At 41.3% G+C, this 12,963-nt stretch carries 9 protein-coding genes; 2 read left to right on the top strand and 7 right to left on the bottom strand.

What is annotated here, in order from left to right; genetic code table 11:
• Nucleotides 1–12 precede the first annotated feature (12 nt).
• The 3 genes from SFC66_RS16085 to SFC66_RS16095 all read right to left on the bottom strand — a co-directional run bounded on the left by SFC66_RS16085 (nucleotide 13) and on the right by SFC66_RS16095 (nucleotide 2,820).
• Nucleotides 13–945, bottom strand: a complete 933-nt coding sequence (locus SFC66_RS16085) for an ABC transporter ATP-binding protein (RefSeq protein ID WP_411219745.1) — start codon at nucleotides 943–945, stop codon at nucleotides 13–15.
• A 110-nt stretch (nucleotides 946–1,055) separates the two neighbouring features.
• On the bottom strand, nucleotides 1,056–1,688 hold the full coding sequence (locus tag SFC66_RS16090) for a response regulator (RefSeq protein ID WP_411219746.1): 633 nt from the start codon (nucleotides 1,686–1,688) through the stop codon (nucleotides 1,056–1,058).
• Nucleotides 1,681–2,820 (bottom strand): sensor histidine kinase, encoded by a 1,140-nt coding sequence (locus SFC66_RS16095; RefSeq protein WP_411219747.1) that lies wholly within the window; start codon nucleotides 2,818–2,820, stop codon nucleotides 1,681–1,683. Before SFC66_RS16095 ends, SFC66_RS16090 begins: the two co-directional genes overlap by 8 nt.
• 121 nt (nucleotides 2,821–2,941) lie before the next feature.
• Here SFC66_RS16095 and SFC66_RS16100 point away from each other — a divergent pair, with 121 nt between their 5' ends.
• Both SFC66_RS16100 and SFC66_RS16105 read left to right on the top strand, forming a co-directional pair.
• Nucleotides 2,942–5,311: an AAA family ATPase gene (locus tag SFC66_RS16100; protein WP_411219748.1), complete on the top strand. Its 2,370-nt coding sequence runs from the start codon at nucleotides 2,942–2,944 to the stop codon at nucleotides 5,309–5,311.
• Complete coding sequence (locus SFC66_RS16105) at nucleotides 5,298–7,082, top strand: UvrD-helicase domain-containing protein (RefSeq protein ID WP_411219749.1); 1,785 nt, start codon at nucleotides 5,298–5,300, stop codon at nucleotides 7,080–7,082. Before SFC66_RS16100 ends, SFC66_RS16105 begins: the two co-directional genes overlap by 14 nt.
• Nucleotides 7,083–7,126: 44 nt before the next feature.
• Here SFC66_RS16105 and glmS read toward each other — a convergent pair whose 3' ends face one another.
• The 4 genes from glmS to cdaA form a co-directional block, all read right to left on the bottom strand.
• Complete coding sequence (gene glmS / locus SFC66_RS16110) at nucleotides 7,127–8,929, bottom strand: glutamine--fructose-6-phosphate transaminase (isomerizing) (RefSeq protein ID WP_411219750.1); 1,803 nt, start codon at nucleotides 8,927–8,929, stop codon at nucleotides 7,127–7,129.
• Nucleotides 8,930–9,336: 407 nt separating this feature from the next.
• On the bottom strand, nucleotides 9,337–10,686 hold the full coding sequence (glmM, locus tag SFC66_RS16115; RefSeq protein ID WP_411219751.1) for a phosphoglucosamine mutase: 1,350 nt from the start codon (nucleotides 10,684–10,686) through the stop codon (nucleotides 9,337–9,339).
• A 28-nt stretch (nucleotides 10,687–10,714) separates the two neighbouring features.
• A complete protein-coding gene (locus tag SFC66_RS16120) occupies nucleotides 10,715–12,031 on the bottom strand; it encodes a CdaR family protein (protein WP_411219752.1) in 1,317 nt (438 codons plus the stop codon).
• Nucleotides 12,024–12,848, bottom strand: coding sequence for a diadenylate cyclase CdaA (gene cdaA / locus SFC66_RS16125; RefSeq protein ID WP_411219753.1), 825 nt, complete (start codon nucleotides 12,846–12,848; stop codon nucleotides 12,024–12,026). Before cdaA ends, SFC66_RS16120 begins: the two co-directional genes overlap by 8 nt.
• Nucleotides 12,849–12,963 lie beyond the last annotated feature (115 nt).

A 12,963-nucleotide genomic window follows, 5' to 3' on the forward strand; every position in this document is an offset into this window, starting at 1 on the left:
CCTATCACCCCTTTAATCTCTCAGTGTACGTCCTGTCAAATGAAGGAATACATCTTCCAAACTAGGCGTTTCTGTATGGAAATTAATCAACTGGATATGATGCTGTTCGGTTAGATGAACCAGTTTGCTGATCAAGTTACTGCCTTTTGCTGCGATGATCTTCAGCTGTAGCTCAGCTGCTTCAATTTTATGAACCCCTTCAAGAGCCTCTACCTGCTGGACAAAGGCTTCATCTAACTTGCTGACCTCCACTTTTATCTTATCCTCAGTCGATAAAATGCTAAGCAGCTCCTCTTTTGTCCCTGCGGCAATGACCTTGCCATGATCCATGATGTACAAGCGATCGCAAAGCTGCTCCACTTCTTCCATATAATGACTCGTGTAAAGAATCGTCGTCCCCTCTTGCTTGTTCAGTGCCCGTACAGCTTCCAGGATATGATTTCTTGATTGCGGATCGATACCGACTGTAGGTTCATCCAAGATGAGAATCTGCGGGCGATGCAATAATGCTGCCGCTATATTAAGCCGGCGCTTCATCCCGCCAGAATACGTCTTCACCATATCCTTTTTGCGATCTTCCAACCCGACAAACTCCAAAGCCTGCTGAATCGCTTTCTCTAATTCCTTGCCTTTCAATTTATAAATCGATCCGAAAAACTTCAGATTCTCATAAGCAGACAACTCCTCATACAGTGCCAATTCCTGCGGCACCACACCTGACACCCTTCTTATTTCACCCGGCTTATCAATCGCGTTCACACCGTTCAACGTAATCCTTCCGCTCGACGGTTTGATCAAAGTGGAAATCATGGAAATCGTCGTCGATTTGCCCGCTCCGTTTGGCCCAAGCAACCCAACCGACTCACCATCAGCAAGATACAAGTTAAGATCCTGCACAACTTTCTTACCTTTGAAGGACTTGCTTAAGTTGATCGTCTCCAGCATGGTTTCTGCCCCCTTTAAAAGTTCTTACTTGCATCATAATCAAAAAAGACCCTAGCCACTACTGACTATGGTCATTCCGCGATTGGGCACTTATTACTTTCGTCACTTTTTTATACAAGGCGATGACGTATCGCATAAATGGCTAACTGTGTCCGGTCCCTCAATTCCAATTTTTCCAAAACGTGACTCGTCTGATTCTTGACCGTCCCAACCGACAACCCAAGCCGTTCCGCCACTTCCTTATTATTCAGTCCCTCACCAATACACTTCAATATCGCTCTTTCCCTCGGCGTCAGTGTTGGATCAATTTGTCTCTCTTCCTGGTTTTGCAGCAAAATCGGCATCACCTTTGAAGCAACCTGATCCTCCAAAGATAAGCCACCACTCAAAGCACTTTTAATGGAACGAATAAGCGATGCCGTATCCCCATTTTTCAGCATATAGCCGCTAACTCCAAGCTTTAAAGCGTTCATAACATATTCGTTATCATCAAAGGTAGTAAGCATGAGCACTTTTATATGAGGAAAACGCGTGCGCAAAATTTTCGCAGCCTCAATCCCATCCATCACAGGCATACGAATATCCAAAATAGCCACATCGAAAAGCTGCTTTTCACAAAGCTTGACCGCTTCTTTCCCATTATCTGCTTCCCCGGTCACACGAATGTCTTCATCCGTTTCAATCATCATCTTTAAGCCTTGACGCACCATCACCTGATCTTCAGCCAGCAAAACTTTAATCATTAGAACCGCCCCAGTCCTCTAATCTAATCGTGCCTCTCACCAAAAATCGATTTGCATCAAAATCAATCTCAAGCGTTCCGCCCACCTTCTCCAAGCGCTCCCGCATCGCCTTCAACCCATATCCTTCTTGAAAATAGCGATCATGCGTCGCAGCATTGATCACCTCAAACCGAAAAATACTCCCACCAGGCGATTCGAATATCACTTGCGCCTCCCTTGTAGAACTATGCTTCATAATATTCGTCAATGCCTCCTGCACAGCTCGATAAATCGCAAATGACTGCTCCCCAGTTAAAGGAGCCGCAAACGCCCCATGCTTTACGGTAAAGTTGATTTTCATAAAACTTTCTATTTCTAACTTCCGGATAAGCTGAATCACACCCTGCAATCCGCCCACTTCTCTTTGCTTGAATGAACGCACAGCCTGCCTTGTTTCCTCCAAGCTCTGTTCAGCTAAATCCTTCAGTTTCCCAACCGTTTCCTTGTCTTTTTCAGCTGCAGTTAAACGAAAAGCTTCAAATTGAAAGAGCAATGCCGTCAGCTTATGCCCAACAGAATCATGTATCTCATGTCCAATCAACATCCGCTCATCTTGTCTCGCCTGCTGTTCCTCCACAAGAAGCTGCCTTTTCATGTTCCTGTATTCCTCAAACAAGGCCTCATTACTTAATCTGGCCTCTTTTTCTTTGTTAAGTATAACTTGATGATAAAGTAAAGCAACTACTAGTAAAAGATAATATAATGCACACCAGAATAATTGCGAAGTTGTGAGTGGCGATATCATTAAAATAAATGCAGCACTTGCTAGCTGCACAGCAATTACAATGAAACTTTTAGTTCGGGATAGATAAAAAACTGCTTCGGCTATAATTAATGATTGTACAAGAATTGCATATGGGCTCAATTCATTATTTATAGGATAAAAGATGAGGATTGTCAGTAGAGCTTGCGCACAGAATAATAGGGTTTGTATCAGTAGTTTTTCTATAAAGAGCGGCACAATGAATAACAGAACAAAAAAGGCAGCCACACCTGTTAGTTGCCCTGCATTTAGATTCGCGGCAAAATCCCAATATGCTAAAGTCCAAACAACACAGTGAATAGAAAGCCAAATAAAATATGTTTTTTTCATTGATATTAACCTCTCCTCATCTTATAGTCTATTTTAATTAGCAAAATAACTTTTTCAGCAAGAAAATGGTGATTACATAACCAGCATTTACCATGTTAGAATGGGTATAAGGAGGGGTATTATGTATATCGAAAAACTGAGTATTAAAAATTATAAGAAGTTAAAGAATGTAAGTATTTGTCTGTCCCAGAAGCAAAATCTATTTATAGGCCCAAATAATAGTGGGAAAACATCAGCGATTGAAGTTTTAGCGAAGTTCTTGACTGACAAGAAATCATTCAATATCTATGACGTCTCAATAGGTAATTGGAATAAACTGAATAAAATTTTTACATTATTTTACTCGAAAATAGAAGATGAGAATAAAGAATTGGATTTTACAGAATTAAACAATCAAGTGAGAGAACTACTCCCTTCTTTAAAAGTAACACTGAATGTAGACGAGAACGAATTATATCATGTTAAGTCTTTAATACCGTACCTAAATAAAGAATGTGAAAGAGTAGCAGTAACATACACTTATGAACCTACTAGCTTTGATACTCTAATTCTAGACTATAAAAACTTTCGAAATACTGTAGATAAATGGAAAGAAGATACTTTAGAAGAACATAATACAAAAGGAAATAGTTTAGATGAAATAGCAGAAGATCATTGGCCAAGTGATTTCAAATCTTTCTTAGCTTCCGATAATAGATTCAAAAAATATTTTTCAATTAAATACTACGTGTCAAATCCTGATTTAGAAGGGGGCGAGAAATACGATAATTCGACAAGTCTATCAGCTAATCCCTTAAAAAACGTTGTCAAAGTTAGCGTAATAGCTGCACAAAGAGGATTAATAGATTCAAATGAAGACGGAGACACTATTGATGGTTCTAAAGTTAGTATAGATAATACACGACAACTTTCAAAATTATTTTCTAATTATTATAGTGATTATCTAAACCCAGTTAAGCAATTCTCCGAGAAGGATTTCACTATACTTGAAGCAGTAACTAATTCTAAGAAAATTTTCCAAAGCCACTTAGAAGAGGGAATCAAACCTATACAAGAAAAAATGGGGAATCTAGGTTATCCAGGGTTCGGAAGCCCTTCAATTACTGTTCGCCCTCAGATTAACTTATCAGATTCTATAAAAGGTGATGCCAGCCTTTTATTAAATGCACACAAAGATGGAATTAATGATCAACAGTATTTCTTACCAGAGCATAATAACGGTCTAGGCTTCCAAAATTTAATTGCAATGTTTTTTAAATTGAGTATTTTTAAACAAGAACGACTGTCTTTCAATGGAAATGGATCCATTGTAGAACCATTACATCTAGTATTAATCGAAGAACCAGAAGCTCATCTTCATGCACAAGCTCAGAAAGTATTCATTGATAAGGCATACAAATTAATTAGTTTATCTCAAGACGAAGTAGAATTAGAAGCCACTTACTCTACTCAATTACTAGTCAGCACACATTCTAGTCATATAACTTACAAGGCAGATATTGATGAATTAATCTATTTTAATAGGCGATTACAAGACGATCTTTTCTCTTCCGATGTAATTAGTTTAAGAGACGTAACTTTAGATTCTGAAGCTGTTTTTAATGATAAAAATGAACAGATTAAAGGGTTACCTAACAAAAAATTTGTACAGAAATATCTACAGTTATATGAACACGATTTATTCTTTGCGGATGCAATAATTTTAATTGAAGGTGTCTCTGAAAGAATATTATTACCAAAATTAATTAGGAACCACTTCAATAATTTAACCAGTCGTTATATAACGATTCTTGAGGTTGGAGGTGCCTACGCAAATAAGTTTTTACCTTTCCTTGAAGTAATAAACCGCCCTACTTTGATCATAACAGATATAGATTCTGTAAAGATGGATGGGACAAAAACAATTATAGATATAACGGATGAATTAAAGTCATCTAATGCTACAATTAATAGTTGGTTTGAGAAGAAAAAAGAAGAACGTAGATTACATGATAGATTTAACTCAACAAGTAGTAATTCAATTTTAGATGATAAATTAATACATCAGCTAATCAATAAGAAATCAAATGATAAGATTAAGAAATCTCTATATTTAGCTTATCAATATGAAAGATATAGCAATAATGTTTATGCTAGGACTTTTGAAGATGCAATTGCCCTTACGAACTTTGAACTGTTCCAAGATTTAGATATAGAAAATGCGCCATTTAGTGACCTTATAGGAAGAATTAACACATTATTCAAGGATATTGGAAGTTTAAGTGAATTTAGTAAAGATCATAACCAAATACTATTTGACTGTGTTAATAAAAAGAATGTAAAATCTGAATTTGCTTTAGACTTATTATTTATTGAAGAATATATAGAGGGAGAAAATATATTGAAATGCCCTCAATATATTAAAGATGGGTTAAAATGGCTAGAACTTCAATTAATGTCTGAAGGTGAGCCTATCCAAGTTAAGGAGGAACTAATAGGTGAGACTTCATAATAAAACAGATGATCATATTGATGATTTGCTTGCCTCATATGCTACTCTAGATAATCCAAAAAGCTTTTTTTTAAATGCAGGTGCGGGTGCTGGTAAAACACGATCACTTGTAAACTTACTCAATAACATTAACAAAAGAAGCGGAGATATTTTAAAAAAGACTAACAAAAAAATCGCTGTTATAACATATACAAAAGTTGCTAGTCTAGAAATCATATCTAGAACACCAGAGAATTCAATGTTTGATATCTCTACAATTCATAGTTATGTATGGACCTTAATAAAAGGTCATAATCAAAATATAAAAGTAGCCTTACTTCATTTTTGTAATCTTAAAATCAAGGAACTTACAGACAAGAAAAGATTGACACAAAAACAAAACGAGAAATTAGATGAGCTTTATTTACAAAGAAAACAAATCGAAAGTAAAGAAGTCTTTAACTATTCACCAGAAGGTACATTAAGTGAAAAAGGATCTTTAAGTCACTCAGATGTTCTAAAGATATTTAGCTTTTTAATGAATTCAAACAATTTATTCAGGAAGCTTGTATGCAATAAATATCCCATAATTTTAGTCGATGAATGCCAAGATACAAATAAAGATATAATGGATTCTTTTTTAAAGCTAAATAAAGAAAACAAGATCTGTCTTGGCCTATTTGGAGACGTAATGCAAAGAGTTTACTTAGATGGTAAAGCAGACTTAATTAAGTCTCTTGAAGGTTTAGAAATGCCTGAAAAAAAGGTGAACTGGAGAAGTTATGGCAGAATTGTAGACTTTACAAATAATCTCAGAAAAAATATCGACAATCTTGAACAAAAAGTCTGTACAGAAGACAGAGTCGATAAGGGTTTAGTTCGCATTTACCTCGTTAATAATAACTTACCAAGAATTAAAAGTGAAGAGGACATATTATCTGATATTAAAGACCATATCTTATCTAATAAGATCGATAATGAATACGTTCCGTATAAACTAGTATTGGAACATAGGTTGGCAGCAGAAAGAAATAACTTTTTGAGTTTATTCGATGCATTCAAATCTGTTAAAGATACCGATAGGGCTCTGGACGGAGAATCAAAAGAACATACATTTCTAAAGCAAGTAATAATACCAATATACTATGCTTGGAAAGAAAAAGATGATTTTACAATGCATCGTTTGCTTAAACTCTATAGTTATAGATTTAATGAGTTAGAGCAAAAACGTAATGAATCTTATGCAGTTCTAAATAAAATCGGAATTGATTTTCAAAATTTATTAGATATATTTAATAGTGATATAACATTAGGCTGTCTTTTCGAAGAGTTAGCAAAATCTAACTTATTTGAGTTGCCCACTAAACTAAGAGATGACTTTCATGAAGACACAGGATGGAGAGTAGCTTCAAACGTAAAATTCGCGGAGTTAGTAAATTTCTATCATTACCTTGATGGAATTTCTGGTATTACTACTCAACAAGGCTCAAAAGGTTTAGAGTATACGCATGTTCAAGTGATAATAGATGATCACAGCATCAAGGGAAACACCTTTAGCTATGATAAATTATTTGGTGTTAAAGATAAATCCTCCACAGATATAAGGAATGAGACTGAAGGTAAAGATACAGTTTTAAACAAAACAAATAGGTTATTTTATGTAGCCTGTAGCAGGGCGATTAAATCGCTAGTATTAGTTATATATACAGCCAATCAGCAAACAGTTAAAGAGTATTTTATTAAAAATAAATATGCCCGTTGTGAAGAGATTATCACTATTAATAATCAATAAATAAAGAGACTATACCTCAAAGGGTATAGTCTCTTTATTTATACTTATTCCACCGTTACACTCTTAGCCAAGTTCCTCGGCTTATCAACATCAGCACCACGCTGAACTGCTGCATAATAAGCAAGCAATTGAAGCGGTACGACGCTTGCAAGTGGTGTTAATAGCTCATGCACTGCTGGGATGACGAAGGCGTCTTCGTCATGCTCTAGGCCTTTCATGCTGATGAGCAATGTGTTGGCACCGCGTGCGTTTACTTCCTGGACGTTTCCACGGATGGAGTGGTTCAGGGAGCTTTGTGTTGCTAGTGCGATTACTGGTGTGCCTTCTTCGATCAAGGCGATTGTGCCGTGTTTCAGTTCTCCTCCAGCGAAGCCTTCTGCTTGGATGTAGGAGATTTCTTTTAGTTTCAGTGATCCTTCGACGCAGACGAAGTAATCGACACCGCGGCCGATGAAGAATGCGTTGCGGGATTCACTTAGGTAGCTTTGTGCTAGTGTTTCGAATGTTTCTTTTTGGTCTGTCAGTACTTCCATTGCGTTCGCAACGATCGCAAGCTCTTGAAGCGGGTTGAAATCAAGTGTGATTTCTTTGCCTTTTGCAGCGTCTACAGCAAGCAATAGCATAACTGCCATCTGTGCTGTATATGCTTTAGTAGAGGCTACCGCAATCTCTGGGCCAGCGTATAGCGGCAATGTGAAGTCTGCTTCACGAGAAAGGGTGGATCCTGGCACGTTCGTGATTGTAAGTGCTGGGTGTCCAAGTTCTTTGATTTTCACCAATACAGCTCTGCTGTCGGCAGTTTCTCCGGATTGGGAAAGGAATATGAATAATGGCTTTTCGGAAAGAAGCGGCATATTATACGCGAATTCACTTGCGATATGCACTTCAACCGGGATCTTAGCCAAGTTTTCAATGAATTGTTTACCGACTAGTCCTGCGTTGTAGCTCGTTCCAGCTGCCACGATATAAATGCGGTCTGCACTCATCATCGCTTTACGGATGGCAGGGTCCATTTTGATTTGTTCCGCTTCATCCTGGTAGTGCTGGATGATTTTACGGATGACGAATGGCTGCTCATCTGTTTCTTTCAGCATATAGTGATCGTATGTGCCTTTTTCCGTGTCGGCTGCATCGATTTCGGTTTTGAACGTATCGCGTTCTACTTTTGTACCGTCAAGCAGCTGGATTTCCACGCTGTCACGGCGAACGATGACGATTTCTTTGTCGCGGATTTCTTTGTACGTATCTGTTTCGCGAAGTGTTGCCATCGCGTCACTTGCTACGACGTTGAAGCCTTCGCCAATACCTACAAGCAATGGGCTTTTGTTTTTCGCTACGAAGATTGTTTCTTTGTCGTCTTTATCGATCATGGCAAGAGCATAAGAACCAGTAAGCAAGCTGACCGCTTTGCGGAATGCCGCTGCTGTGTCCTGAGTCTCTTCATACATTTTCTCTACAAGCTGTACAACGATTTCTGTATCGGTATCACTTTTCAATGTTACGTCAGCAAGGTATTCTTTACGGATGTCGACGTAGTTCTCGATTACACCGTTATGCACGATTGTGAATTTGCCAGAAGCGCTTTGATGCGGGTGCGCGTTATCTACGTTCGGTGCACCATGTGTCGCCCAGCGTGTATGACCAATTCCCATCGTGGATGAAACGCTGTGATCCACTTTTTCACGCAATGCTGCAATGCGACCTTTTACTTTGAAAAGGTTCACGCCTTGCTCGTTTTCGATTGCGATACCAGCTGAATCGTATCCGCGATACTCCAGCTTCTCCAGTCCGTTAAGCAATACTTCCTTCGTATCATTCTGTCCGATATAACCTACAATTCCACACATGTCGTTGTTGTCCTCCTCAAGACTTGGAAGAGGCAAACAAGCGGCCTGCGCTTTAAAGCCAGGGGCGCCTGAGTGCCCCTTTCTCGTTTTATCTATTTTTCACATCTTGTTCAGTCCTTATCCAAAGAGTCGCCTCTTTGCTTTCGGCCGTGAACGTGACGACTGAGATGTGTGCAATCGGGAGGCATCCGCCGAATACTTCGATAAACCTCCACCTCGTCAACTTACCCCACCGCTCGGGATAAGTCCTGGCGCTTGTTATTATTGTTACCTCTATCCTCGCTTTCTTGCTGGAATGACATAACCCCCTTATTTTACATCAAGGAAATCAGGTTGGTCAATTCTTTCTTGCATGTAAATAAAGTATGCGCAGGGAGCATGTTCTGTTCCCTGCGCATACGTTGATTTTATTTTGTTCCCAATACTTGTTCGATGACTGCTGCTACTTTGTCAACGTACTTTTCGCAGTCTTCTTTCGTTGGTGCTTCCACCATGACACGGACAAGTGATTCTGTTCCGGAAGGGCGAACGAGGACGCGGCCTTTATCGCCAAGCTCCTGTTCCACTTCTGCGATGGAATCAAGGATTTGCTGGTTCTCCAGTGCTTCCTTCTTATCTGTCACCGGCACGTTTTTCAGGATCTGCGGGAAGATTTCCACTTCGGCTGCAAGCTCGGAAAGCTTTTTGCCTGTTTCCTTCATGACATTGATCAGCTGCAAAGCCGCAAGCATGCCATCACCTGTCGTCATGTAATCAAGGAAGATGATGTGTCCGGATTGCTCTCCGCCAAGGTTATAATCGCCGCGGCGCATTTCTTCCATCACATATCTGTCGCCGACAGCTGTTTTGTTGCTCTTGATATCATGCTGCTCCAGCGCACGGTAGAAACCGATATTACTCATTACCGTCGATACAACCGTGTTATGACGCAAACGTCCGTGGTCGTTCAGGAATTTGGCACAGATGTACATGATTTTATCGCCATCGACGATCTGTCCTTTTTCATCGACAGCAATCAATCTATCGCCATCACCATCAAAGGCAAGACCGACATCTGCTTCTTTTTCCAAAAGGAATTGACGCAATGTTTCCGGATGTGTGGATCCGACGTTTTTATTGATGTTCAGTCCGTCCGGAGATGAACCGATCGAGGAGATATCCGCTTCCAAATCAGCAAACAAATGTGTCGCGATGGAAGAAGTTGCCCCGTGGGCACAGTCGATTGCGATATGAAGACCTTCGAAATCGTTGTCGATCGTTCCTTTTAGGTATTGGATATACTTCTGGCCGCCTTCGAAATAGTCATTGATCTGACCAAGGTCGGCTCCTGATGGACGCGGCAGTTCATCCGTTTCCGCATCGATCAGCTGTTCGATTTCATTTTCCTGTTCATCGGAAAGTTTGAATCCGTCCGGCCCGAAGAATTTGATTCCGTTATCTTCAACCGGATTGTGGGAAGCTGAAATCATGACACCTGCAGCTGCTCCCATGTTTTTCGTAAGGTATGCGACACCTGGAGTGGAAACGACACCGACGCGCATGACTTCTGCACCGATGGAAAGAAGTCCTGCCGCAAGTGCTCCTTCAAGCATCTCACCGGAAATACGTGTATCGCGACCAATCATCACTTTCGGCCGCTGCTCGCTAGTTTTTGTCAGTACATAACCGCCATATCTGCCCAACTTGAAGGCAAGCTCGGGGGTGAGCTCCTTATTCGCAATCCCCCTGACGCCATCCGTTCCAAAATATTTTCCCATTGTTACCTCTCCTTCACATGGCTCACAGTCACTGTGTCTGTGTTTCTGTATTCGTATTTGTGTCCGTATTTGTTTCGTCATTCGTATTCGCTTCGTCATCGTTATTGCCTGCTGCGGACTGAAGCGTTATTGTCGCTTCCTCCTGGCTTGGGGTGAGCTCTGTATTCTGAGGTCCCGTCACATCGATTGGAACCGTCTGCTCTCCTTCTTCCAAGCCGCCGGCATCGATCACTGCGGTGATATCGTCAGCTGACAGGCCTTCGATTTCCGTCTGCGCTCCGCTCACGGTAACATCGATCTCTTCGTTCTGCGGGTCGCTGAATGCTGCTTTCAGCCCGTCAGGCAAGTTCTCGATCGTTATCGGTACATTCTCGATCGTCGTCTCGCTCGTTTCATCCAGTTCGATGTCCACCGATACTTGATCTTCACTTGCCGATCGTACATTATCCGGCAATGCCAGATCGGCATCGACTGTCTGGTTTTTCGATATCTTGGACAAATCGATTTCCTCGGTACTGATGGAATCGATGCCATCCAATGTATCTTGCGGAGCGTAGATCGTCACTTCCTTTGTATCTGGGGAAAGCGATGCAACCGACACATCATCAGGAGCCTTCCCTTTTGTTTTCACTTCCACCGGGACTGTCTTGCTCGGATTGCTCACCTGCACCGAAACTTCGACAGTCTCTGGCTGGACATTCACGCTAAGCTCATTACCTTGTGCATCATATACTTTCACTGGTGCTTCTTTGCTGTCTATATCGGCTTTGACATCCGTCAGATCCACATATGCACGTACACTGGCAATCTGATCGATGACCTCTTGTGTACTTACGATTGAAACCGTCTTAGGTTCCACTGAGGAGCTGTCCACTTGGAAGCCTGATGCCATTTGGTCTTCATTGGTATAGCCTACGTTGACATTGAATTGCTGTGAAGCTTTTTCCTGGATCGTCACTTCGACGCTAGCCGGCTGCATATAGACTTGCAGGTTATCCGAAACATTCTCGTAATGCAGCTTCACGGTATGCGTTCCGCTGTCCAGATCCGTCAGGTCGACATAAGCTTCGTAATTTTTCTGCTGTATGGCAGCTGTCACATCACTTGCAGGACCGACAAGCTGCATCGAGACATACTCTGGTACGCCGCTCACGACATATTTGGAGTCATCGATCCGGATACTGACAGGGGCTTCGACTGTGTTCGTTTCATCGGAAGATGTGATCGGCACCTCGCCTGCGCGGTTGTTCACATCGGATTCCGCACTCACATAGGCGTAGAGAAGGACTGCAAACACTAACGCCACGACGCGTAATGTCCATGGACTTTTCAGCCATTTATCCATTTTTACCCCTCCATTTTCTTGCCTTGGAACCGGAAACCGTCACGCCAACTTCCTTGTCGAGCATCTCTTTTAAAGCATCCGGCGTGATATCCCGGAATAATTCCCCGTTCTTTGCACAGGAGATCGCCCCGGTCTCTTCTGACACAATGATTGTCAGGGAGTCCGTCACTTCGCTTATTCCCATGGCCGCCCGGTGACGCGTGCCGAGCTCCTTGGATATGAAAGGACTCTCGGAAAGAGGCAGATAGCAAGCTGCCGCTGCAATTTCATTGTTTTTCAAGATGACGGCTCCATCATGCAAAGGTGTATTCGGTACGAAGATATTCGTGAGCAACTCGAATGTCAGATGACCGTTCACAGGTATGCCTGTCTCGATATAGTCACCCATCCCAGTTTCACGCTCGATCGTGATCAGCGCGCCGATCCTCCGCTTTGCCATGTAATTGCATGATTTCACGATTGCTTCTATATTCCTATTTGTTTGTTCTTCCTCCGATCGCACGTTCCGGGAGAAGAAGCTTCCTCGTCCAAGCTGCTCCAAAGCACGCCTGATTTCCGGCTGGAACAGCACGACGATGGCAACGAATCCCCAGGTGATGGCCTGCGAGCTCAAAAATGCCAGCATCGGGAAGTCGAGTAACTGCTCGCTGCTCAAGAAAGCGATGATGACAACGATGAAAATCCCTTTCAACAGCTGTATCGCTTTCGTTCCCCTTATGAGCATCAAGACTTTATAAAAGATGAACCATACCGCCGCAATGTCCACGATGATCCGCAGTATGGATATAACCGAAAGTTCACTTAATCCCCCAAACATGGATACACGTCCTTTTATTTATGAATAGCTCGAATTTCTTCGTACATTATAGCACAGTTCCCCTATTGCAGTCGCTTTTGAACAGGGAGATGTTATTGCTTACTGTCCCCTGTTA

Source organism: Terribacillus saccharophilus, assembly GCF_046592895.1.
Lineage (GTDB): Bacteria > Bacillota > Bacilli > Bacillales > Amphibacillaceae > Terribacillus > Terribacillus saccharophilus_D.

Bases quoted from the DNA above. Each gene is read 5' to 3' on its own strand.
- glmM (WP_411219751.1), bottom strand. From the start codon at position 10,686: ATGGGAAAATATTTTGGAACGGATGGCGTCAGGGGGATTGCGAATAAG.
- SFC66_RS16095 (WP_411219747.1), bottom strand. From the start codon at position 2,820: ATGAAAAAAACATATTTTATTTGGCTTTCTATTCACTGTGTTGTTTGG.
- SFC66_RS16090 (WP_411219746.1), bottom strand. From the start codon at position 1,688: ATGATTAAAGTTTTGCTGGCTGAAGATCAGGTGATGGTGCGTCAAGGC.
- SFC66_RS16120 (WP_411219752.1), bottom strand. From the start codon at position 12,031: ATGGATAAATGGCTGAAAAGTCCATGGACATTACGCGTCGTGGCGTTA.
- cdaA (WP_411219753.1), bottom strand. From the start codon at position 12,848: ATGTTTGGGGGATTAAGTGAACTTTCGGTTATATCCATACTGCGGATC.
- SFC66_RS16085 (WP_411219745.1), bottom strand. From the start codon at position 945: ATGCTGGAGACGATCAACTTAAGCAAGTCCTTCAAAGGTAAGAAAGTT.
- SFC66_RS16100 (WP_411219748.1), top strand. From the start codon at position 2,942: ATGTATATCGAAAAACTGAGTATTAAAAATTATAAGAAGTTAAAGAAT.
- glmS (WP_411219750.1), bottom strand. From the start codon at position 8,929: ATGTGTGGAATTGTAGGTTATATCGGACAGAATGATACGAAGGAAGTA.